Below are 21,743 nucleotides of genomic sequence, written 5' to 3' on the forward strand. Positions count from 1 at the left end.
CAGCCGACGATCAGCGGCCGGCGCGCTTGCGTTCGCTTTCCTTGAGGAAGCGCTTGCGCAGGCGAACGCTCTTGGGCGTGATCTCGACCAGCTCGTCGTCCTCGATGAACTCCACGCCGTATTCCAGCGTGAGTTCGATCGGCGGGGTGATCTTGATGGCGTCTTCCTTGCCCGACACGCGGAAGTTCGTCAGCTGCTTGGTGCGGGTGGCGTTCACCACTAGGTCGTTGTCGCGGCTGTGGATGCCGACGATCATGCCTTCGTACACCGGGTCGTTTGCCTTGACGAACATGCGGCCGCGGTCGTCCAGCTTGCCCAGGGCGTAGGTGAAGATTTCACCGTCGTCCATCGAGATCAGCACGCCGTTCTTGCGGCCGCCGATGTCGCCCTTGTGCGCTTCGTAGCTGTCGAAGATGTTGCTGATGAGGCCCGAGCCGCGCGTCAGGTTCAGGAATTCGTTGGTGAAGCCGATCAGGCCACGCGCCGGGATGCGGTACTCGAGACGAACGCGGCCACGGCCGTCCGGTTCCATGTTGACCAGCTCGCCCTTGCGCTCGCCCAGGGCCTGCATCACGCCGCCTTGGTGCTGCTCTTCGATGTCGGCGGTCACCAGTTCGATGGGTTCGTGCTTTTCGCCATTCACGTCCTTCATCACCACACGCGGCTTGCTCACGGCCATCTCGAAGCCTTCGCGCCGCATGTTTTCCAAGAGGATGGTCAGGTGCAGTTCGCCGCGACCCATGACTTCGAAGATGCCTTCTTCGTCGGTCTCGGCCACACGCAGCGCCACGTTGTGCTGCAGTTCCTTCTGCAGGCGGTCCCAGATCTGACGGCTGGTGACGAACTTGCCTTCACGACCGGCCAGGGGGCTCGTGTTGACGCAGAAGTTCATGGTCAGCGTCGGCTCGTCGACCTTGAGCATCGGCAGCGGCGACGGCTTGGCCGGGTCGGTCACGGTCACGCCGATGTTCAGGTCGGCAATGCCGTTGATCAGCACGATCTCGCCCGGGCCGGCTTCGGTCGCCTGCACGCGCTCGAGGCCCTGGAAGGTCAGCACCTGATTGACGCGGCCCTTGATGGCCTTGCCGTCCGGGCCTTCCATGACCACCACGTCCATCATCGGCTTGATCGTGCCCTGGCTGATGCGGCCCACGCCGATGCGGCCGACGAAGGTCGAGAAGTCGAGTGCCGAGATCTGCAGCTGCAGCGGCGCGGCCGGGTCGCCCGTCTGGGCCGGCACGTGCTTCAGGATGGTGTTGAACAGGGCCGACATGTCGGGGCCCCACTGTTCGCCGGCCGCGCCTTCTTCCAGCGACGACCAGCCGTTGATGCCCGAGGCATACACCACGGGGAAATCGAGTTGTTCGTCGGTCGCGCCGAGCTTGTCGAACAGGTCGAAAGCGGCATTGACGACGAAGTCGGGGCGGGCGCCCGGCTTGTCGACCTTGTTCACGACCAGGATGGGCTTCAGGCCCAGGGCCAGCGCCTTTTTGGTCACGAAGCGCGTCTGCGGCATCGGGCCTTCTTGCGCGTCGATCAACAGCACCACGCCGTCGACCATCGACAGCGCGCGTTCCACTTCACCACCGAAGTCCGCGTGGCCGGGGGTGTCGACGATGTTGATGTGCGTGCCTTCCCAGGTCACGGCGCAATTCTTCGCCAGGATGGTGATGCCGCGTTCTTTTTCGATCGCGTTGTTGTCCATCACGGTGTCGACAACCTTCTCGTGCTCGGCGAAGGTGCCGGACTGGCGCAGCAGCTGGTCGACCATCGTGGTCTTGCCATGGTCGACGTGGGCAATGATGGCGATGTTGCGGATTTGCTTGATGCTCATGGTGTGGTCTCGCAAGAAGATGCGTTCAAAAGGATTTGCTGGATTTCGATGGGGTTCAGCAAGCGCCCCGGGATCAGTTCATTGGCCGCGACATGGGCCGTGCCCAAAAAGGCAGCCGGCTCCTCGCCGAAGACTGCGACTTCGGCCGCATCGGCCCAGTCGCCGCGGCGGCGTAGGCCCGACAGGAAACGCGCTGCATCTTCCAACCCGAGCGTGACGCGGCGATGGCCGGCGACCAAGGACTCTGCCGGCAGCAGCCGGTCCAGGCGCTCGGCCTCGGTCATCGCCTCCAGCGCCTCGAGCGTGATGCATTGCGGCTCGGTGAAGTTGCCGGTAGCGATGCGACGCAGCGACGTGAGATGCGCACCGCAACCCAGCGCCTCGCCGATGTCTTCGCCCAAGGTGCGGATGTAGGTGCCCTTGCTCACGGTCGCGGCGATGCGCACCGTGTCGGGCGACAGCGCCGTCACTTCGAGCGCATGGATCATCACGTCACGCGGTGCACGCTCGATCTCGATGCCTTCACGGGCGTATTCGTAAAGCGCCTTGCCGTCTTTCTTCAAGGCACTGTGCATCGGCGGCACCTGGCGGATCGGGCCGGTGAACTGCGCAGCCACGCGCGCCAGATCTGCGCCGGTTACCTGCACAGGTCGTTCGGAAATCACCTCGCCCTCCGCATCGCCGGTCGACGTCTTCACGCCGAGCCGGGCGGTCGCCACGTATGTCTTGTCCGCATCGAGATGCAGCTGGCTGAATTTGGTCGCCGCGCCGAAGCACAGCGGCAGCACGCCGGTCGCGAGCGGATCGAGCGTGCCGGTGTGGCCCGCCTTCTCGGCGCGCAGCAACCACTTGGCCTTCTGCAAGGCCTGGTTGCTGGAGAACCCCAGCGGCTTGTCGAGCAACAACACCCCATGCACAGGGCGCCGTTGCACCCTGGTGCGCGGCGCGTTCATCCTTATTCGTCCTTCGAACGGGAGGCGACGGCCTGTGCGATGAGCGCATTCATGTCGGCCGCACGCTCGGTGGTGCGGTCGAACAGGAAGTGCAGCGTCGGCACGGTGTGGATCTGAAGGCGCTTGAACAGGCCGTTGCGCAGAAAGCCCGCGGCCTGGTTCAAGGCCTCGGTCGTGACGACCGGGTCGCCCACGAGCAGGCTGAAGTAGATCTTCGCGTGCGCGTAGTCGGGCGTGACCTCGACCGCCTGGATCGTGACCATGCCCACGCGCGGGTCCTTCAACTCGCGCGCGATCAGTTCCGTCAGATCGCGCTGGATCTGATCGGCCACCTTGAAGGCGCGGTTGGGGGCTGCTGCTTTTCTCTTGGGCATCGTCCGATTCGCTGGGTCGCTTTACAGCGTCCGCGCGATTTCCTTGATCTCGAAGAACTCCAGCTGATCACCTTCTTTGATGTCGTTGTAGTTCTTGAGCTTGATACCGCACTCGAAACCTTCGCGCACTTCGCGGACATCGTCCTTCATGCGCTTGATCGAGTCGACTTCGCCCGTGTAGACCACCACGTTGTCGCGCAGCAAGCGGAAATGCGCACTGCGGTTGACCGAACCGGCCGTGATATACGAACCTGCAACCGTACCGATCTTCGAAGCCACGAACACCGTGCGGATCTCGGCCTGACCGATGATCTCTTCACGACGCTCGGGCGCCAGCATGCCGGACATCGCCACCTTCACCTCATCCACGGCGTCGTAGATGATGCTGTAGTAGTTCAGCGTCACGCCATTGCCTTCGGCCAGCTTGCGCGCACCCGAATCGGCCCGCACGTTGAAGCCGATGACAACCGCCTTCGACGCGATGGCCAGGTTGATGTCGTTCTCGCTGATGCCGCCGACACCGGCGTACACGATCTGAACCTTGACCTCTTCGGTCGCCAGCTTGAGCAGCGACTGGGCCAGCGCTTCCTGCGAACCCTGCACGTCGGCCTTGATGATCAGGCGCAGTGTCTGCACTTCGCCCGCCGACAGGTCGGTGAACATGTTCTGCAGGTTCGACGCCTGCTGCTTGGCCAGCTTGGTGTTGCGGAACTTGCCGGCACGGTAGGTGGCGATTTCGCGCGCACGGCGCTCGTCGGCCATCACCATGAACTCGTCGCCCGCCTGCGGCACTTCGGTCAGACCCTGGATTTCCACCGGGATCGACGGACCGGCCGTCTTGATCGGCTTGCCGTCCTCGTCGAGCATGGCGCGCACGCGGCCATAGGTCGAACCGGCCAGCACCACGTCGCCCGTCTTGAGCGTGCCGGACTGAACCAGCACGGTCGCGACCGGGCCGCGGCCCTTGTCGAGTTGGGCTTCGATGACCAGACCCTTGGCGGCAGCATCGACCGGCGCCTTCAGTTCCAGCACTTCGGCCTGCAGCAGCACCTGCTCGAGCAGCGCGTCGATGCCCTCGCCGGTCTTGGCCGACACCGGCACGAACGGCACATCGCCGCCGTACTCTTCGGGCACGACCTCTTCGGCCACCAGTTCCTGCTTGACGCGGTCCGGGCTGGCATCGGGCTTGTCGATCTTGTTGATCGCGACCACGATCGGCACACCCGCCGCCTTCGCGTGCTTGATGGCTTCCTTCGTCTGCGGCATGACGCCGTCGTCGGCCGCCACCACCAGGATGACGATGTCGGTGGCCTGCGCACCGCGGGCACGCATGGCGGTGAACGCCTCGTGACCCGGGGTATCGAGGAAGGACACCATGCCGCGCGGCGTTTCGACGTGGTAAGCGCCGATGTGCTGCGTGATGCCGCCGGCTTCGCCCGCGGCGACCTTGGCGCGGCGAATGTAGTCCAGCAGCGAGGTCTTGCCGTGGTCGACGTGGCCCATGACGGTCACGACCGGCGCACGGGGCAGCGATTCGCCCGAATGCGCGCCGACGTCCTCGTCGGTGAAGGCTTCCGGATCGTCCAGTGCCGCCACCATCGCGTTGTGGCCCATGTCTTCCACGATCACCATGGCGGTATCCTGGTCGAGCGACTGGTTCATGGTCGCCATGATCCCGGACTTCATCAATTGCTTGATGACTTCCTGCGCCTTGACGGCCATCTTGTGGGCGAGCTCGGCCACGGTGATGGTCTCGGGCACGTGCACGTCCAGCACGCGCGCCTCGACCGGCGCGGCCTGCACGTGCTCGTCGTGACCGCCACGGTCGTTGCCGCGACGGCCGCGCGGGCCTCCGCGCCAGTTACCGCGACTCACGCCACCGCTGGCGTCACCGCGCGTCTTGATTTCCTTTTTCTTGGCCGGATCGCCCGCCCAGCTCGACGAGAGCTTGGCCGACTTCACGTCCTTGCTGGCGCCAGGCGCCGTGGCACCCGGGGCGGCAGGCGCACCCGGGCGCGCTGCGGGCGCGACCGGCTTGTGCAGCGTGCCCTTGACGGCCGGCTTGGGCACTTCCTTTTCGGGCGCCTTGTGCGGCACCAGCACACGGGCCGGTGCATTCATCATGGCCCGGATGGCCTCGGCTTCGGCCAGGGCCTTGCGGCGGCGCTCGTCCAGGTCCTTGGCGCGGGCGACTTCCTCGTCGGCGCGGGCCTTCGATTCGGCGGCGGCCTTGGCTTTGGCGTCTTCCTTGGCCTGGCTGGCGGCAGCGGCAGCGGCTGCTGCTGCGGCATCGGCCTTGCTCACGGCGGCCTCACGGTCTGCAGGGGCTGGGGCGTCGAACCCCGGCGCCCTGCTCCCGACCACGGGGGGGGGTGCGGCGGCCTTCTCCTTGGCAGAGGCAGCAGCCTTGGCTTCGCGCTCGGCGGCTTCCGCCTGCTCGGCGCGTTCGGCCTTCTCGCGGTCGCGGGCTTCGGCTTCCTCGCGCTGGCGACGCTTCTCGACCAACTCTTCTTCCTGGCGACGGATCAGCTCGGCCTGGCGGCGTGCTTCTTCCTCGCGTCGGCCGAGTTCGGCTTCGTCGATCTTGGGCGCAGCGGGTTCGCTCACGGGCTCCGCAACAGCTGCCGTCGGTTCGGGCGTGCCGGGGCCTTCGTCACGCTGGATGAAGGTGCGCTTCTTGCGCACTTCCACCTGGATCGTGCGGGCACGCCCGGTGGCGTCTGCCTGCTTGATCTCGCTGGTCGATTTCTTGACCAGGGTGATCTTTTTGCGTTCGGGTTCCGAGGTGCCGTGGCTGGCCTTCAGGAAACCGAGCAGGCGTTGCTTGTCAGCCTCGGTGAGCGGGTCGGTCGGTGCGGCTTTCGCCACGCCAGCGCTCTTGAGCTGGTCAAGCAGGGTTTCGGGGGTCTTCTTGAGTTCGTTCGCGAACTCGGCGACTGTGGTGCTGGACATATGTGCTTCGTGCTCCCATGACCGTCACTCTTGGCCCGCGAACCAATGTTCACGGGCTTTCAAGATGAGGGCTGTGGCGTCATCGGCGCTCTGGCCGGTGATCTCGGTAAGTTCGTCGACCGCGAGGTCGGCCAGGTCGTCACGGGTGTGGACACCCGCATCGGCCAGCTTTGGAATCAGATCGGGGTCGAGGCCTTCGAGGTCACGCAGATTCTGCGAAACGGTCTCGACGCTTTCTTCCTTGGCAATTTCCATCGTGAGCAGCGCATCCTTCGCACGCGAACGCAGCTCGTTGATCGTGTCTTCGTCGAAGCTCTCGATTTCGAGCAGCTCGGAGATCGGCACGTAGGCCACCTCTTCGAGGCTGGTGAAACCCTCGTTGATCAGGATGTCGGCGATTTCCTCGTCGACATCGAGCTTCTCCATGAAGAGCTTGCGGCTCGAATCGGTTTCGAGCGCCAGCTTCTGCGCCGACTCGTTGGCGTCCATGATGTTGATCTTCCAACCCGTCAGGTCGGACGCCAGGCGCACGTTCTGGCCGCCTCGGCCGATGGCGATGGCGAGATTTTCCTCGTCGACCACCACGTCCATGGCGTGCTTTTCTTCATCCACCACGATCGACGACACGTTGGCCGGGGCCAGCGCACCGATCACGAACTGCGCCGGGTCTTCGGACCACAGCACGATGTCGACGCGCTCGCCGGCGAGCTCGTTCGTCACGGCGTTGACGCGGGTGCCACGCACGCCGACGCAGGTGCCGATCGGGTCGACACGCTTGTCGTGCGAGAGCACGGCGATCTTGGCGCGCGAACCCGGGTCACGGGCGCAGCTCTTGATCTCGAGCAGGCCTTGTTCGATCTCGGGCACTTCCTGACGGAACAGCTCGATCATGAACTCGGGGGCCGAGCGCGACAGGATGATCGGCGCGCCGCGCAGCGTCAGGTCGACCTCCATGATCATGGCGCGCACACGGTCGCCGTTGCGCAGGTTTTCCTTGGCGATCATCTCGCTGCGGCGCAGGCGGCCTTCGACGCGCCCGGCTTCTACGATGATGTCGCCCTTGTCCAGGCGCTTGACGGTGCCCACGAAGATCTTGTCGCCGCGCGACATGAAGTCGTTGAGCAGCATCTCGCGCTCGGCGTCGCGGATTTTCTGCAGGATCACCTGCTTGGCCGCCATGGCGCCGATGCGACCGATCGGCACCGAGTCCACCGTTTCTTCGATGTACTCGTCGACCTCGATGTCGGGCATCTCTTCCTTGGCTTCGAACAGCAGGATTTCCTGGTCGGGCAGCTGCAGGCCGGCTTCATCGGGAACGACGTGCCAGCGGCGGAAGGTCTCGTAGTCGCCGCTGTCGCGGTCGACAGCCACGCGGATGTCCACGTCGCCCTGATGGAGCTTCTTGGTGGCTTGCGCCAGTGCGGATTCGACCGCGCCGAAGACGACGTCGCGTTCGACGTTCTTCTCGCGCGAGATCGCATCCACCAACATCAACATTTCGCGATTCATGCCACTACGCTCCTCTTGTCAGTCCGACACTTCCGTGTCGCCAATGTCCGAAAGGCCCTCGGGGGCCTGTTCCACCGACCCCGCCGGGGTCTTGGGCCTGCGGCCCTTGAAGTCCACGATCGGCGCAAGCCGCGCTTCGCGCAACTCGTCCAATGCGAAGCCGAGCGCATGCAACGGTGCAGGCGCGCGCTTCTTGCTGATCTTTTGTCCCGGCTTGGGTTCGGGGGCATCGCTCCAGACGATCTGCCAGCCACCTGCCTCGGCCCGCTCCAGCGTGCCGCGAAACTTCTTGCGGTTGGCTGCCACCTGGCCGCCGGCCGCGGCGCCCATCGGCGCCTTGAGCGTCACGTCGATCACTTCGCCGACGAAACGCTCGAAATCCTGTTCGTGCCGCAGCGGGCGGTCGATGCCCGGCGACGACACTTCGAGGCGCTTGTAGTCGGCGCCATCGACTTCCAGTGCGAATTGCAGCTGACGCGTGACCTTCTCGCAATCTTCGACCGTCACCATGGCCTCCGGGGCGCCAGGCACAACATCGGAGGTGGGGGCGACCCAGGGCAGATCAATCGTGACGCGCAGCAATCCCCCGGCCGATCGTTCGATCTCGACCAGGTCGTAGCCGAGTCCGGCTACGGTTTGTTCCACTACTTGCTGCAATGCCACGTGTCTGAAAATGCCCTTGAAATTGCTCTTGGCCAACGCTCAATGATCATTCGCTGATCATTCACCGAGCGCGCTCTGCTCGCTGTCGTCCTGAAATGCCGAGAAATGCTTCGCCCAATAAAAAACGGGCGGTTGGTACCCGCCCGTTTGGTCGTGAGCCTCGAATTATATGCCAAAAGGTTCTCAAATGAGTGACGCCTTAAGCCGAGAAAACCGCGGCGCGCACTCTCGCTTTTCGCCAGACGCCCAGAAACAGCAACGATCCCAATGCCAGAGCGGCTGCAGCCACCAGCAAAGGGACGGCAAACGACCCGGTGCGTTGCGCCAGCGGCGCCGCAAACAGCGGCCCGAGGATTTGACCGACCCCGTACGAAGCCGTGGCGTAACCGATCAGCCCGGCCGCCGCGTTCCCCCGCAGCCGGCGCGCTTCCCGCACGGCGAACAGGGTGATCGCGGTGAAGGGCATGCCGAGTAACAAGCTCCCGACGGCGAAACCCGCGATGTTCGGCCAGAGGACCGACAGCACGACGCCGGCCGCCTGCAGCGCATAGCCGACGGCGAGGAGCAGCCGGTTGTCCCACTGCGCAGGGGCACGGGCGCCGATCAGCGCGCCGGGCACGATCGCCAGACCGAACAGTGGCCAAAAGAAATCAGGCCAAGGCGAGCCCGGCAGGGCCTGTCGCGCGATCACCGGCAGAAAGGTCGCCGTGATGATGTAGCCGAACCCGGCCAGGCCATAGAGCCCGACCAGCCAGCGCGCATCGCTGCGGTGGCGTGCCGTCGCCTCGGGCGGCGGCGCTTCGGGCGCCCTGCCCGCGCCGGCTGCCGACACCGTGCCGTCGTCGAACACACGCCAGATCAATGCGATGAGCGCCAGCGCCAGCAGGCCATAGCCGATCCATGCGGCGTCGGAGCCCCAGCGACCGGTGACCCCGCCGAGCAGCCCGGTGACCGCGATCCCGATGCCGGGTCCCGTGTAGATCACGCCGCCCAGCGCCGGCGAATGGGTCTCGGCCAGTCGCCGCAGGCCCCAGCCGGAGGCGAAGACGAACACCCAGGCGCTGACCACGCCCGCGGCGGCGCGCAACGCCCCCCACACGGTGAAGCCGTGCAACAGCCCCATGCCCAGCAGCAGCGCCGCCGTCGCCAGCAGGCCGCTGCGCACCATGAAGGCCGGACGCAGCCGGATCGATGCGCACGAGACCGCACCGATGAAGTAGCCAAGGTAGTTGAGCGAGGCGAGCACGCCGCCGGCCTGCAGGTCGAGCTTGCCCTCGTGCAGCATGATGGGAAGCATCGGCGTGAACGCGAAGCGGCCCAGCCCCATTGCGACGGCCAGCGTGACCATGCACGCCAGCGCGGCACGCCACGCGCCCCGCCGGTCTTTTCCGATATTCGACATTCTCTGGGGTGTCTCTTTTTCTAATCGGCCACAGCGGCCGCCACCAGCTTGCGCGTGTAGGGATGCTCGGGGGCGTCGAGTACCCGCTCGACCGGCCCGTGCTCGAGGATCGCACCATCCTTCATCACAATGACCTGGTGCGCCATGGCCGCGATGACCTCGATGTCGTGCGTGATCAGCAGGTAGCTCAAGCCGCGCTCGCGCTGCAGCCGCTGTAGCAGCGCGAGCACCTGCTTCTGGATGGTGACGTCGAGCGCGCTGGTCGGCTCGTCGAGCACCAGCAGCGACGGGTCGACGATCAGCGCGCGCGCGATGGCCAGCCGCTGGCGCTGCCCGCCAGAGAACTCGTGCGGATAGCGGTCGAGCAACGCCGGGAACTGGGCCTCGCCCAAGCCGACATCGGCCAGCGCCGTCAGCACGCGCACCCGGCGCTCGGCACGGTCGAGTTCGGGCGAATGTACCGTGAGGCCTTCGCCCACGATCTGTTCGACCGTCATGCGCGGGGACAGCGAAGAGAACGGGTCCTGGAAGACCACCTGCATGGTCCGCCGCAGCGCGCGGTCCTGCGTGCTGCCGATGCTCCACTGTTGCCCATCGACCGCCAGCACGCCCTCATGGCGCAGCAGGCCCAGCGTCGCGAGCGCGAGCGTCGACTTGCCCGAGCCCGATTCGCCGACCACGCCCAGCGTTTCGCCTGGTGCGATACGGAAATCGGCACCCTGCACCGCCACGAAGGCGCCCGAACGAAACCAGCCGGCGACGCCGGGGCGCGGTACCGGGTAGCTCACACGCAAGCCTTGCGCCGCCAACACCGGCGCCGCGTTGGTGGAAGGTGGTCCAACGACGTCGCGCGTCGGCCGGCTGTCGATCAGTCGGCGGGTGTAGGCATGCTGCGGCGCGCCGAAGACCTCGCTCACCGCGCCCTGCTCCATGATGTGGCCGCTCTCCATCACCGCCACGCGGTCGGCGAAGCGGCGCACCAGGTTCAGGTCGTGCGTGATGAGCAGCACCGCCATGCCGTGCTTCTGCTGCAGCGCACTGAGCAGGTCGAGGATCTGGCCGCGCACCGTGACGTCCAGCGCCGTGGTCGGCTCGTCGGCCAGCAGCAGGCGCGGCTTGCAGGCCAGCGCCATGGCGATCATGGCACGCTGTCGCTGCCCGCCGGAAAGCTGGTGCGGGAATGCGCGGGAACGGCGTTCCGGCTCGGGAATGCCGGTGTCGGCGAGCAGCTGAATCGCGGCCTGCTGCGCGTCGCGCTTGGACAGCCCTTCGTGCAGCTCCAGCACCTCGGCGATCTGGTCACCCACGCTGTAGAGCGCGTTCAGCGCGGTCATCGGTTCCTGGAAGATCATCGCGATCTCCTTGCCGCGGATGCCGCGCAAGGCGTGCTCGGACAACGCCAGCAGGTCGCGCTCGCCGCCCGCGGCGTCGGCAAAATGCGCCGCGCCGCCGATCTGGGCGTTCTGAACCAGGCGCAGCAGGCTGAGCGCCGTCACGGTCTTGCCCGAGCCCGATTCGCCGACCAGCGCGAGCTTCTCGCCCACGCCGATGTGAAAATCGATGCCGTGCACCACCGCCTTGCCGCCGAAGGCGACGCGCAACCCCTGAACGTTCAGCAGCGGCGTCGTCATGTGTCGATCTTTCTCGGGTCGAGCGCATCGCGCAGCGCGTCGCCCATGAAGGTGAGCAGCATGAGCGTGACGACCAGCACGCCGAAGGTCGACAGCGAGATCCACCAGGCGTCGATGTTGGCCTTGCCCTGGCTGAGCAATTCACCCAGCGACGGCGTGCCCGGCGGCACGCCCAGGCCGAGGAAGTCGAGCGAGGTCAGCGCCAGGATCGCCGCGCTCATGCGGAACGGCAGGAAGGTGACGACCGGCGTCATGCTGTTGGGCAGGATGTGGCGCCACATGATCTGCAGGTTGCCCACGCCCAGCGCCCGCGCGGCCCGCACGTAGTCCATCTGGCGGTTGCGCAGGAACTCGGCACGCACGTAGTCCGACAGCCCCATCCAGCCGAACAGGCTCAGCAGCACCAGCAACAGCGCGACGCTGGGCGCGAAGATGGCGCTGAAGATGATGAGCAGGTACAGCTCGGGCATCGAGCCCCAGATCTCGATGAAGCGCTGGAACGCCAGGTCGGTCTTGCCGCCGAAGAAGCCCTGGATCGCACCGGTGATCACGCCGAGCACGACGCCGATGAAGGTCAGCGCCAGCGCGAACAGCACGCTGACGCGAAAGCCATAGATCAGTTGCGCCAGCAGGTCGCGCCCCCGGTCGTCGCTGCCGAAGAAGTTCTCGCGCGACGGCGCGGCCGGGTTCGGCGAGGTCGCGAAGTAGTTGAGCGTCTTCGGGCCGTAAGGGTTCGGCGCGTAGAGCGCCCAGTTGCGTCCCGCCGTGATGCGCTCGCGGATGAAGGGGTCGAGGTAGTCTGCGGGCGTCTCGAAGTCGCCGCCGAAGGTCTTCTCGGAATAGTCGCGCAGCACCGGGAAGTAGGTCGTGCCTTCATAGCGCACGACCAGTGGTTTGTCGGTCGACAGCACCTCGGCAAACAGGCTCAGCACGACCAGCACGCTGAAGATCACCAGGCTCCAGAAGCCGAGGCGGTTGCGCTTGAAGCGGCGCCAGGCGCGCTGACCGGGCGACGGGCTGACGGTGGGCACGGCGTTAGTCAAACTTCACCCTCGGATCCACCCACACGTAGCAGAGGTCGCTGATCAGCTTGGTGACCAGCCCGATCAGCGTGAAGAGATAGAGCGTGCCCAGCACGACCGGGTAGTCGCGCCGGATCACACTCTCGTAGCTCAGCAGGCCAAGGCCGTCGAGCGAGAACAGCGTCTCGATGAGCAGCGCACCGGTGAAGAAGGCGCCGATGAAGGCGGCCGGAAAGCCGGTGACGATCGGGATCAGGGCATTGCGGAACACATGCTTCCACAGCACCTGCCGCTCGCTCAACCCCTTGGCCCGTGCGGTCAGCACGTACTGCTTGCGGATCTCCTCCAGGAAAGAGTTCTTCGTCAGCATGGCCGTGACAGCGAAGCTGCCGAGCACCATGGCCGTGATCGGCAGCGTGATGTGCCAGAGGTAGTCGACGATCTTCGCGCCCCAACTCAGCGACTCCCAGTTCGACGAGGTCAGCCCGCGCAGCGGGAACCACTGCAGTTGCCCGCCGAAGATCACCAGCAGCGCGACGCCCAGCACGAAGCCGGGGATCGCGTAGCCGATCAGCACGATCAGCGTGGTCACGAAGTCGAAGCGCGAGCCGGCCCGCACCGCCTTCGCCACGCCCAGCGGCACCGCGATCAGGTAGCTGATGAAGAAGGTCCAGAGGCCGAGGCTGATCGACACCGGCATCTTCTCCTTCACCAGCTGCCACACGTCCTTGCGCTGATAGAAGCTGGTCCCGAGGTCGAAACGCGCGTAGCTCTTGAGCATCTGCCAGAAGCGCTCCGGCGCGGGCTTGTCGAAGCCGTAGAGCTGCTTGATCTCTTCGATGCGCTTCTCGTCCAGGCCCTGGCGGCCGCGGTAGCCCGCACCGCTCGATGCCGCCCGTTCGCCACCGGAGTCGCGCCCCTGGAGCTGGGCCACCATCTGTTCCACCGGGCCGCCCGGCACGAACTGGATCACGACGAAGGTCAGCAGCAGCACGCCGAACAACGTCGGCACCATGAGCAGCAGGCGTTTGAGGATGTAGCTGGTCATGCGCGGCGCCCGTTCACTTGTTCGAGGGCGACGCCCACCAGGTGCTCATGGCCCAGGTGTCGGCCTGGTAGTACGGTGGAATGCTCGGCGGCAACACGAATGGCGCCGGCCGGTAGCCGATCAGGAAGGCGTCGCCGTAGTACTGCGGCACCGAGTAGTAGCCGTGCGACAGCACCCGGTCGAGGGCGCGCACGGCGGTCACCAGTTCGGGCCGGGTCTTCGACGCCACCACTTTCTGCAGCAGTGCGTCCACGGCCGGGTCGGCAATGCCCCAGATGTTGGCCGAGCCGTTGGTCGACGCGGCCTTCGACCCGAACAGTTCGAGCAGTTCGCCGCCCGGTGCGGTGCTGCCGGGCAGGCGGACCGTCGTCATCTCGAAATCGAAGTTGTCCATGCGCTGTTGCGACAGGGAGAAGTCGACCGTGCGGAAGCTCATCTGGATCCCCAGCTTCTGCAGCGCGGTCTGGAACGGTGTCGCCACGCGGATCAGCGAGGGCTGATCGTTGAGGAACTCGATGGTGAAGGGCTCGTTCTTCGCATTGCGCAGCGCGCCGTCGCGGTAGGTCCATCCGGCCTCCGCAAGCAACGTGCGTGCCTTGCGCAGGTTCTCGCGCAGGCTGCCGGGCGGCGCGGTGCTCGGCGACACCACGGCCGGGCCAAAGACCTCGGGTCGCAACTTGCCACGCAAGGGCTCCAGCAGCGCAAGTTCGTCGGGCTTGGGCAGACCTTCGGCGTGGAACTCGCTGTTCGGGTAGTAGCCTTCGACGCGCTTGTACAGGCCGTAGAAGAGCTGCTTGTTGAGCCACTCGAAGTCCATGGCGAGCCCGATGGCCTGACGCACGCGGATGTCCTTGAACTTGTCCCGGCGCACATTGAAGACGTAGCCCTGGAAGTCGCCCGGGTTCTTGTTCTCGAAGGCGCGCTTCGCGATCTCGCCCGACGTGAACTGCTTGCCGGTGTACTGGCGCGCCCAGTTGCGCGAGGTGAATTCGCGCATGAAGTCGTACTCGCCGGCCTTCAGACCTTCGAACTTCGAGGTCTCGTCGAGGTAGATCTTGAACGTGACGCGGTCGAAATTGAACAGGCCCTTGCGCACCGGCAGGTCGGCGCCCCAATAGGCCGGGTCCCGCGTGTAGGTGATGTCGCGGCCCATGCGCGGATTGGCGATCTTGTAGGGGCCCGAGCCGATCGGCACCTCGGTCGTGATCTGGTCGAAAGGCTTGCCCTGGCCCCAGGCGCGGCTGAAGACAGCCATGCCCCCCACCACCAGCGGCAGCTCAGGGTTCGGGCTGGCGAAGTCGAAACGTACCGTGCGCGCGTCGATGGCCGTCACGTCCTTGACGTCGGCGTAGATGGTCTTGAACTGCGGCGCGGCTTCCTTGCTCATCAGCATGCGGAAGGAATGCACCACGTCGGCCGCCTGCACCGGCGACCCGTCATGGAAGCGCGCTTTCGGGTTCAGCCGGAAGGTGGCCGACTGCTTGTCTGCCGCCACATCGACGTCTTCGGCCAGCAGCCCATAGGCCGTGGTCGGTTCTTCCGAGTTGCCGGTCAACAGGCTCTCGATCATCAGCGTGCCGATGCCGTAGGGCGCGGTGCCCTTGAGCGTGAAGGGGTTGAACTTGTCGAAGTTGGTCGGGCGCGTGGGCGGCACCATGCGGATCTCGCCGCCCTTGGGGGCCTGAGGATTCACATAGCTGAAATGCGTGAAGCCCGCCGGGTATTTGACGTCGCCGAATTGTGCGTAGGCATGGGCGGCCCACGAGGGGGCCGCCGAGAGCAACATCACCAAGAGCAGCCAACCACGCATGCGAGAATTCTGCCCAAGATTTTCACGAGGCATCTCCATGGGCTTTCTTTCCGGCAAAAAAATTCTGATCACGGGCGTGCTGAGCAACCGTTCGATCGCCTACGGCATCGCCAAGGCCTGTCATCAACAGGGCGCAGAGCTCGCCTTCAGCTATGTCGGCGAACGATTCAAGGACCGTATCACCGAATTCGCCGCCGACTTCGATTCGAAGCTGATCTTCGACTGCGATGTGGGCGACGACGCGCAGATCGAGAAGCTCTTCACCGACCTGTCGCAGACCTGGCCGCAGTTCGACGGCTTCGTGCACAGCATCGGCTTCGCACCGCGCGAGGCGATCGCAGGCGACTTCCTCGATGGCCTGTCGCGCGAAGGCTTCAAGATCGCGCACGACATCAGCGCCTACAGCTTCCCCGCGATGGCCAAGGCCGCCCTGCCCTATCTCAACAACAAGTCGGCCTTGCTCACGCTGACCTACCTGGGCGCCGTGCGCGCGCTGCCCAACTACAACACCATGGGCCTGGCCAAGGCCAGCCTCGAAGCCTCGGTGCGCTACCTGGCCCAATCGCTCGGCCCCAAGGGCATGCGCGTGAACGGCATCAGCGCCGGCCCGGTCAAGACGCTCGCCGCCAGCGGGATCAAGGGCTTCGGCAAGATCCTCGCGACCGTGGCCGAGGTCTCGCCAATCCGCCGCAACATCACGATCGAAGACGTGGGCAACGTCGCGGCCTTCCTGCTGAGCGACCTGGCCGGCGGTGTGACCGCCGAGATCACCTACGTCGATGGCGGCTTCAGCAACGTGGTGGGCGGCATCGACGAGCCTGCGGCCTGATTTCTGCTCTCCAAAGAAAAGGAGAGTGACCTGGGAGGGTCGCCATGAAACGACGTCACTTTCTGATGGCCGCAGGCTTGGCAACCGCCTTGCCGCTGCCAGGTTTTGCGGCTGCGCCGGCACTCATGCTGGCCGACGTCTACCGCCGCGGCATGCCGCTCGACGGCTACTGGATCAGCGAGAAATACGATGGCGTGCGCGGCTACTGGGACGGCAAGCAGCTCTGGACGCGCGGCGGCACGCTCGTCATGGCGCCGGCCTGGTTCACCACGCCGCTGCCGGCCTCGCCGATGGACGGCGAACTCTGGGCCGGACGTGGGCGCTTCGAACTCGCCACATCGACCGTGCGCAGCCAGACGCCCAACGACGCGGCCTGGCGCGAGATTCGCTTCATGGTGTTCGACCTGCCCGCCCAGCCCGGCGATTTCGACACGCGGCTGGCCGCGCTGCGCAAACTGCTGCCGATCACCTCCGCGCCGTGGGTCGTCCCGGTCGCGCAGCAGCGTGCCACCACGCACGATGCGCTGCAGGCCTTGCTGAACAAGACCGTGAAGCTCGGCGGTGAAGGCCTCATGCTCCATCGCGGCAGCGCACCCTACCGTGGAGAGCGCAACGCCGACCTGTTGAAGTTCAAGCCCTACGACGATGCCGAGGCCCGCGTGGTCGGCCATACGCCCGGCCAGGGCAAACATGCAGGCCGCCTCGGCGCCCTGATCGTCGAGACACCGCAGGGCCAGCGCTTCAAGCTGGGCGGTGGCTTCAGCGACGCCCAGCGCCGCGACCCACCGGCCGTCGGTACTTGGGTCACCTACCGCTACAACGGCACCAACCCCAGCGGCCTGCCACGCTTCGCCCGCTTCATGCGGGCGCGGGCCGACGCACCGCGCTGAGCACGATCAGGGCTTCGAGCCCTGTCGGAGCTTCGCCTCGATGTCGTCGAGCACCGGCATCAGGTCCGCCACGCTGTCGATCACATAGTGCGCGCCAGCCGCCTTGAGCTTGGCGGTGGCGGTCTGGCGCAACACGTCTTGCTGCGCCGGGTCCAGCGCTTCCCATTGCGCGAGCGGCAGACCCACCGCGTTGCCGCTGACGGCCAGACCGACTGTCCAGGTGCCGGCGTTCAGGCCTTCCTCGATGCCGACGCCGGTGTCGTCGACCTTCACCACCCGCGACGGCGGCCACACGCCGAGGTCGGCGAAGGTGCGGTACATCATCAGAGGCGAAGGGCGGCCGGCCGCGAGGTCACCGGCGCACACCAGGTTGTCGGGCACGTAGCCACCGGCCGCGGCGATATGCGTGACCACCTCCATGATCGGCCGGTTGTAGCCGGTGGTGGAGCCGATCTTCAGGCCGCGCGCACGCAGCGCATCGACCATCGCCACCGCGCCCGGAATGAAATCGGCGAAGTCGGCCACCACCGCCGCATTCAGCGGCGTGAAGACCTCGTAGAGATGGTCGACGTCGGCATCGGTCAAGGGCCTGCCATGCACTGCCTGCCACTGCGCCGCGATGCGCGGCAGCTGGCCCAGGGCACGGATGTGGTCCCACTTGGCCATGCCCATGGGACCGCGCGCCTCGTCGATGGTGAGCGCGACGCCGAACTTCTCGAACAGCCGCACGAAGGCGCCCATCGGCGCGCAGGAGCCGAAGTCGAGGATGGTGCCCGCCCAGTCGAAGACAACGGCGCGGAGGGAGGTGGGGGTGGAAGTCATGGTGTGAGTCCTGTGAGGTTTACCAGCCGGCGAAGACTTCTTCGGCAATGCCGAAGGCGGTGCTGGCGCCGGTGCCGCTGGTGACGATCACCATCCGCGTGGCGTCGTCGGGGCGGTCGATGAGGCAGTCGGTGCTGGCCGACGAGGGATAGGTGCCGACCCAGCGCTGGGTCACGCTGGCCTGTTGCAGCTTGAGCGTCTCGCGCAGGTGCCGCAGGATCAGGTCGTCGACGCGCTGGTCGGCGAAGGGTTCGAGCACGGCGCCGTAGTGGTGCGAATCGCCCACTACCAGTGAGCCGTCGGCGCTCTGCACAACGATCAGGTGAATGCCGTGTTCTAGCGATTCGCCCTCCTCCCGGCGCATCTGCTCGAGCAGCGGCGCCGCCTGGGGCAGCTGGCTGTAGCCGTGGTAGCGCACCAGGCTCAAGTCGGCCATGACCGAGCCTGGCAACTTGAAGCCCGGCTCGGGCTGCACGCGCAGCATGTGCAGCTGGCACAGGCGCAGCTGGTGCGGCACCAGGCGCTCGGCAAACAAGCCGTTCAGGTCGGTGTTGGTGCAGACCGCCACGCGCTCGCCATGCAGCACGGCACGCGCCGTGCGCACCCGCGGTGTCGCGACCTCGAGCACGGCCTCGCCGAACCGGAACACCACGCCATGCGCCTCGGCCAGCCAGCGCGCGAGCAAGCCGATGGCGGTGCGCGACTCGACCCGCATCTCGTGCGGGCTGTAGAGCACGCCCTGTGCGCCGTCGAGCTGCAGCACCGGCGCACGCTTAGCGGCTTCGTCGACGTGGAGCAGTTCGCAGCCCTCCCCCATCTCCGTGGCCATGAAAGCCTCGAGCACCTCGAGCGCCTGCGGGCGGAAGGCCGTGAGGTACAGGCCCTGGTGCACCGCCTCGATGCCGGCCTGCGGCGCGATGTCGCCCCAGATCTCGCGGGCGCGTCGGGCACGGCGCCAGGTGTCGCCCGCGCCCTGACCCGTGACGGTGACGAAGCCGAAGTTGCGGATGGAGGCGCCGACGCACGCCGCGTCACGTTCGACCACGCACACGCGCAGGCCGCGCCGGGCGGCGACGTAAGCGTGCGCCAGGCCGACGATGCCAGCGCCGACGACGATCAGGTCGAAATTCTTGGAGGATGCAGTCATGGTTGGAAGAAGAAATGAAGCGCTGGCGGCCTTCGAAGCAGCCGCTCATCGGCTCGACGCCCGCCAGGTCTGCGTGCGCAGGTCGACCCACCTGCCGAGCCCCATGTACAAGACGGTGACGACCGCCGAGGTGGCCGCGATGAGCACCGCCATGGCGGCCGCCGGGCCGGTGTCGCCGGCCTCGTCGAGGTTCAGGATGGCGACCGAGGCCAGCTTGGTGTCCGGCGAATACAGGAACACCACCGCCGAGATCGTCGTCATCGCGTTGATGAAAAAGTAGCGCGACACGTCGAGCAGCGTGGGCAGACAGATCGGCAGCGTGACGCGCCAGAAGGTCTTGTAGAACGGCACCTTGAGCGAGGCGGACACCGCTTCGAACTCCGCGTCCATCGACTTCAGCGCGGTGACCATCGTCAGGTGGCCGGTCGTGTAGGAATGGACGATGGTGCACAGCACCAGCAAGGGCAGTGTCTGGTAGAGCACGTTGAGCGGGTTCGACGGTGCGTTGAAGAAGAAGATGTAGCCCAGGCCGAGCACCAGGCCCGGCACGGCCATCGGCAGCATCGCGAGCAGCCGCACCAGCTGGCGCGCCCAGTTCATCCCGTGGGTCTTTTCCAGCAGGTAGGCGCCGACGAACACCACGGCCGTGCCGATCACCGCGGTGCAGGCCGCCAGCTTCAGGCTGTTGATCATCGCGTCGCCCAGTTCCGCGTCGACCAGTCCCGAGACGTAGTGCGTCAGGCTCGGCGCCAGGTTGTAGGGCCAGAGCGTCGCGAAGGACGCGAACACCGCCATGAGGAACATCGCCAGCATCAGCGCCACGATGACCACGCAATAGAGCGTCATCGCACCGTCGAAGCCGCGTGCGGGCTTCGGCACCAGCGCCACGGCGCGTGCCGTGAGCGTGGAGGTCTGCTTGCGCTGCACGACATGGTCGATCGCGAAGGTCAGCGCCGCCGGCGTCAGCAGCAGCAAGGCCACGACCGCGCCGCGCTGAAAGTCCTGCTGGCCGATGACCAGCTTGAACACATCGGTCGCCAGCATGTTGAAGTTGCCGCCGACCACCTTCGGGATGCCGAAGTCGGTGATGACGAGCGTGAAGCTCACCAGCGCCGCGGAGATCAGCCCGTACTTCGCACCGGGCAGCGTGAGGGTGAAGAACTTGCGCACGGTGCCGGTGCCGAGCGCGTCGGCCGCTTCGTAGAGCCGCGCGTCGGCCAGCGTGAGCGCGGTGACGAGGATCATCAAGGCGTGCGGGAAGGCCGCGAAGCATTCGGCCAGCACGATGCCGGGCGCGCCGTAGATGCCGTCGAAGCCCAGCGCGCGCCAGAAGTCCCGGGCCATGCCCTGGTTGCCGAACCAGTAGATCAGCGAGATGGCCGACAGCAGCGACGGCGCCAGCAGCGGCAGCAGCGTGATGCTGCGAAACAGCGGCTTGAAGGGCATGCAGCTGCGGGTCAGCGCATAGGCGAAGGTGAAGGCCAGGGGCACGACGATGGCGGTCACCAGCAGCGACACCCACACGCTGTGCCACAGGCTTTGCAGCAGCGCCGGCGACGCGAGGTAGGCGGTGAAGGCGCTGGTGCCGGAGGCGGCACCGTCGGGCGCGTCGAGCGCCTTCGACAGGATGAGCAGCAGCGGCGCGAGCAAGCCGATGCACAGCAACGCCACCGTGCCGAGCAGCGCGACGTTGGCGAGCCGGTCGGTCCAATGCACCCGCTGGCGCAGCGCCGGCGCCTGCACGACGAGGTGAACGGCGGCCATCAGGCAGCTGCCACGGGAAACACGCGCAGCCTGTCTGCCCGCAGCGCGAAGCGCACGCTCGCGCCTTCGTGCACGCCGAACTCGTCCATCTGGTTGAGCGAATACTGCAACTGCAGTGGCTGGCCGTGCATGCCCTGCACGTCGACCTCGGCCAGGCAGTTGCCGCCGAGGAATTCGATGTGGCGCACCGTGCCTTCGCAGCGAAGCGGGTCGTCGTCTCGCACACCGGCGCCGATCACCCGGTCTTCCGGGCGCAGGTACATCGCGACCTCGCGACCGGGGCGGAAGTCGCCCCCGTCGCGCGGCGCGCACTGCAACCGCTTCTCCCCGCAGCGGAACCAATGGTCGCCTTCAGCCACCGCTTTCAGACGGTTCACCTTGCCGACGAAGTCCGCCACGAAGGGCGACGCCGGCTCGCGGTACACCTGCATCGGCGTGCCGACCTGCTCGATCACCCCATGGTTCATGACCACGATGCGGTCGGCCACCGACAGCGCCTCTTCCTGGTCGTGCGTGACCATCACGGTCGTCACGCCCAGCTCGCGCTGCAGCGAGCGGATCTCGTTGCGCAGGTGGACGCGCACGATCGCATCGAGCGCCGACAGCGGCTCGTCGAGCAGCAGCAGCCCCGGCGACGTGGCCAGCGCACGCGCCAGGGCAATGCGCTGCTGCTGCCCGCCCGACAGTTGCGCCGGATACTTGCCGCCGCTGCCCGGCAGACCGACCAGCTTCAGCAGTTCGTCGACACGCGGCGCCACCTGCGCACGCGACTGCTTGCGATTGACCAACCCGTAGGCCACGTTCTGCGCGACCGTGAGGTTCGGGAACAGCGCGTACGACTGGAACATGATCCCGTAGTCGCGTCCGCTCGGCGGCAGCACCGAGATGTCGCGGCCGGCTTGCACGACGCGCCCGGCCGTCTGCATCTCCAGGCCCGCGATGATGCGCAGCAGCGTGGTCTTGCCGCAGCCCGAAGGCCCCAGGAAGCAGACGAACTCCCCGCGCCCGATCGACAGATGGATGTCGTCGAGCGCGGTGAAGCTGCCGAAGCGCTTGTGGATGCCCTGCAGTTCGAGGTAGGCCTCTGTCACAC

At 66.4% G+C, this 21,743-nt stretch carries 17 protein-coding genes; 2 read left to right on the forward strand and 15 right to left on the reverse strand.

The window, feature by feature from the left end:
* Positions 1-10: 10 nt before the first annotated feature.
* The 11 genes from typA to ACSFA0_RS11965 all read right to left on the reverse strand — a co-directional run bounded on the left by typA (position 11) and on the right by ACSFA0_RS11965 (position 15,198).
* Positions 11-1,834 (reverse strand): translational GTPase TypA, encoded by a 1,824-nt coding sequence (gene typA / locus ACSFA0_RS11915; RefSeq protein ID WP_435450382.1) that lies wholly within the window; start codon positions 1,832-1,834, stop codon positions 11-13.
* Entirely contained in the window at positions 1,831-2,787 is a 957-nt protein-coding gene (gene truB, locus ACSFA0_RS11920) for a tRNA pseudouridine(55) synthase TruB (RefSeq protein WP_435450383.1), read from the reverse strand. Before truB ends, typA begins: the two co-directional genes overlap by 4 nt.
* Before the next feature lie 2 nt (positions 2,788-2,789).
* Positions 2,790-3,161 (reverse strand): 30S ribosome-binding factor RbfA, encoded by a 372-nt coding sequence (rbfA, locus tag ACSFA0_RS11925; RefSeq protein ID WP_140838664.1) that lies wholly within the window; start codon positions 3,159-3,161, stop codon positions 2,790-2,792.
* A 21-nt stretch (positions 3,162-3,182) separates the two neighbouring features.
* Entirely contained in the window at positions 3,183-6,113 is a 2,931-nt protein-coding gene (gene infB / locus ACSFA0_RS11930) for a translation initiation factor IF-2 (RefSeq protein ID WP_435450384.1), read from the reverse strand.
* A 24-nt stretch (positions 6,114-6,137) separates the two neighbouring features.
* Positions 6,138-7,622, reverse strand: coding sequence for a transcription termination factor NusA (nusA, locus tag ACSFA0_RS11935; RefSeq protein ID WP_435450385.1), 1,485 nt, complete (start codon positions 7,620-7,622; stop codon positions 6,138-6,140).
* A gap of 18 nt (positions 7,623-7,640) precedes the next feature.
* Positions 7,641-8,285, reverse strand: coding sequence for a ribosome maturation factor RimP (rimP, locus tag ACSFA0_RS11940; RefSeq protein ID WP_435450962.1), 645 nt, complete (start codon positions 8,283-8,285; stop codon positions 7,641-7,643).
* Positions 8,286-8,484: 199 nt separating this feature from the next.
* Entirely contained in the window at positions 8,485-9,687 is a 1,203-nt protein-coding gene (locus tag ACSFA0_RS11945; RefSeq protein WP_435450386.1) for a YbfB/YjiJ family MFS transporter, read from the reverse strand.
* Between the two features lie 20 nt (positions 9,688-9,707).
* Positions 9,708-11,318: an ABC transporter ATP-binding protein gene (locus ACSFA0_RS11950; protein ID WP_435450387.1), complete on the reverse strand. Its 1,611-nt coding sequence runs from the start codon at positions 11,316-11,318 to the stop codon at positions 9,708-9,710.
* Positions 11,315-12,349 carry an ABC transporter permease gene (locus ACSFA0_RS11955; protein ID WP_435450388.1) on the reverse strand — a complete coding sequence of 345 codons (1,035 nt, stop codon included), beginning with the start codon at positions 12,347-12,349 and terminating at the stop codon, positions 11,315-11,317. Before ACSFA0_RS11955 ends, ACSFA0_RS11950 begins: the two co-directional genes overlap by 4 nt.
* A gap of 4 nt (positions 12,350-12,353) precedes the next feature.
* Positions 12,354-13,388, reverse strand: a complete 1,035-nt coding sequence (locus ACSFA0_RS11960; protein ID WP_435450389.1) for a microcin C ABC transporter permease YejB — start codon at positions 13,386-13,388, stop codon at positions 12,354-12,356.
* A gap of 13 nt (positions 13,389-13,401) precedes the next feature.
* A complete protein-coding gene (locus ACSFA0_RS11965) occupies positions 13,402-15,198 on the reverse strand; it encodes an extracellular solute-binding protein (RefSeq protein WP_435450390.1) in 1,797 nt (598 codons plus the stop codon).
* A 37-nt stretch (positions 15,199-15,235) separates the two neighbouring features.
* On the opposite strand from ACSFA0_RS11965, the gene fabI reads away from it, so the two are divergent.
* Together fabI and ACSFA0_RS11975 are read left to right on the forward strand one after the other, a co-directional pair.
* Positions 15,236-16,027: an enoyl-ACP reductase FabI gene (gene fabI / locus ACSFA0_RS11970; protein ID WP_435450391.1), complete on the forward strand. Its 792-nt coding sequence runs from the start codon at positions 15,236-15,238 to the stop codon at positions 16,025-16,027.
* 44 nt (positions 16,028-16,071) lie between these two features.
* Positions 16,072-16,917 carry a DNA ligase gene (locus ACSFA0_RS11975; RefSeq protein WP_435450392.1) on the forward strand — a complete coding sequence of 282 codons (846 nt, stop codon included), beginning with the start codon at positions 16,072-16,074 and terminating at the stop codon, positions 16,915-16,917.
* 6 nt (positions 16,918-16,923) lie between these two features.
* Here ACSFA0_RS11975 and phnX read toward each other — a convergent pair whose 3' ends face one another.
* From phnX to ACSFA0_RS11995, 4 genes are read right to left on the reverse strand one after another with little or no spacing between them, the layout of a single operon-like run.
* Entirely contained in the window at positions 16,924-17,739 is an 816-nt protein-coding gene (gene phnX / locus ACSFA0_RS11980) for a phosphonoacetaldehyde hydrolase (protein ID WP_435450393.1), read from the reverse strand.
* Between the two features lie 19 nt (positions 17,740-17,758).
* Complete coding sequence (locus ACSFA0_RS11985) at positions 17,759-18,886, reverse strand: TIGR03364 family FAD-dependent oxidoreductase (RefSeq protein WP_435450394.1); 1,128 nt, start codon at positions 18,884-18,886, stop codon at positions 17,759-17,761.
* A 45-nt stretch (positions 18,887-18,931) separates the two neighbouring features.
* Positions 18,932-20,650 carry a putative 2-aminoethylphosphonate ABC transporter permease subunit gene (locus ACSFA0_RS11990; RefSeq protein WP_435450395.1) on the reverse strand — a complete coding sequence of 573 codons (1,719 nt, stop codon included), beginning with the start codon at positions 20,648-20,650 and terminating at the stop codon, positions 18,932-18,934.
* Entirely contained in the window at positions 20,650-21,741 is a 1,092-nt protein-coding gene (locus ACSFA0_RS11995; RefSeq protein WP_435450396.1) for a putative 2-aminoethylphosphonate ABC transporter ATP-binding protein, read from the reverse strand. Before ACSFA0_RS11995 ends, ACSFA0_RS11990 begins: the two co-directional genes overlap by 1 nt.
* Positions 21,742-21,743 lie beyond the last annotated feature (2 nt).

This window comes from Variovorax restrictus (assembly GCF_051216715.1).
GTDB lineage: Bacteria > Pseudomonadota > Gammaproteobacteria > Burkholderiales > Burkholderiaceae_C > Variovorax.

Bases quoted from the DNA above. Each gene is read 5' to 3' on its own strand.
- ACSFA0_RS11945 (WP_435450386.1), bottom strand. From the start codon at position 9,687: ATGTCGAATATCGGAAAAGACCGGCGGGGCGCGTGGCGTGCCGCGCTG.
- ACSFA0_RS11985 (WP_435450394.1), bottom strand. From the start codon at position 18,886: ATGACTGCATCCTCCAAGAATTTCGACCTGATCGTCGTCGGCGCTGGC.
- phnX (WP_435450393.1), bottom strand. From the start codon at position 17,739: ATGACTTCCACCCCCACCTCCCTCCGCGCCGTTGTCTTCGACTGGGCG.
- truB (WP_435450383.1), bottom strand. From the start codon at position 2,787: ATGAACGCGCCGCGCACCAGGGTGCAACGGCGCCCTGTGCATGGGGTG.
- fabI (WP_435450391.1), top strand. From the start codon at position 15,236: ATGGGCTTTCTTTCCGGCAAAAAAATTCTGATCACGGGCGTGCTGAGC.
- ACSFA0_RS11960 (WP_435450389.1), bottom strand. From the start codon at position 13,388: ATGACCAGCTACATCCTCAAACGCCTGCTGCTCATGGTGCCGACGTTG.
- ACSFA0_RS11950 (WP_435450387.1), bottom strand. From the start codon at position 11,318: ATGACGACGCCGCTGCTGAACGTTCAGGGGTTGCGCGTCGCCTTCGGC.
- nusA (WP_435450385.1), bottom strand. From the start codon at position 7,622: ATGAATCGCGAAATGTTGATGTTGGTGGATGCGATCTCGCGCGAGAAG.
- rbfA (WP_140838664.1), bottom strand. From the start codon at position 3,161: ATGCCCAAGAGAAAAGCAGCAGCCCCCAACCGCGCCTTCAAGGTGGCC.
- ACSFA0_RS11965 (WP_435450390.1), bottom strand. From the start codon at position 15,198: ATGCGTGGTTGGCTGCTCTTGGTGATGTTGCTCTCGGCGGCCCCCTCG.
- ACSFA0_RS11975 (WP_435450392.1), top strand. From the start codon at position 16,072: ATGAAACGACGTCACTTTCTGATGGCCGCAGGCTTGGCAACCGCCTTG.
- typA (WP_435450382.1), bottom strand. From the start codon at position 1,834: ATGAGCATCAAGCAAATCCGCAACATCGCCATCATTGCCCACGTCGAC.
- infB (WP_435450384.1), bottom strand. From the start codon at position 6,113: ATGTCCAGCACCACAGTCGCCGAGTTCGCGAACGAACTCAAGAAGACC.
- ACSFA0_RS11990 (WP_435450395.1), bottom strand. From the start codon at position 20,650: ATGGCCGCCGTTCACCTCGTCGTGCAGGCGCCGGCGCTGCGCCAGCGG.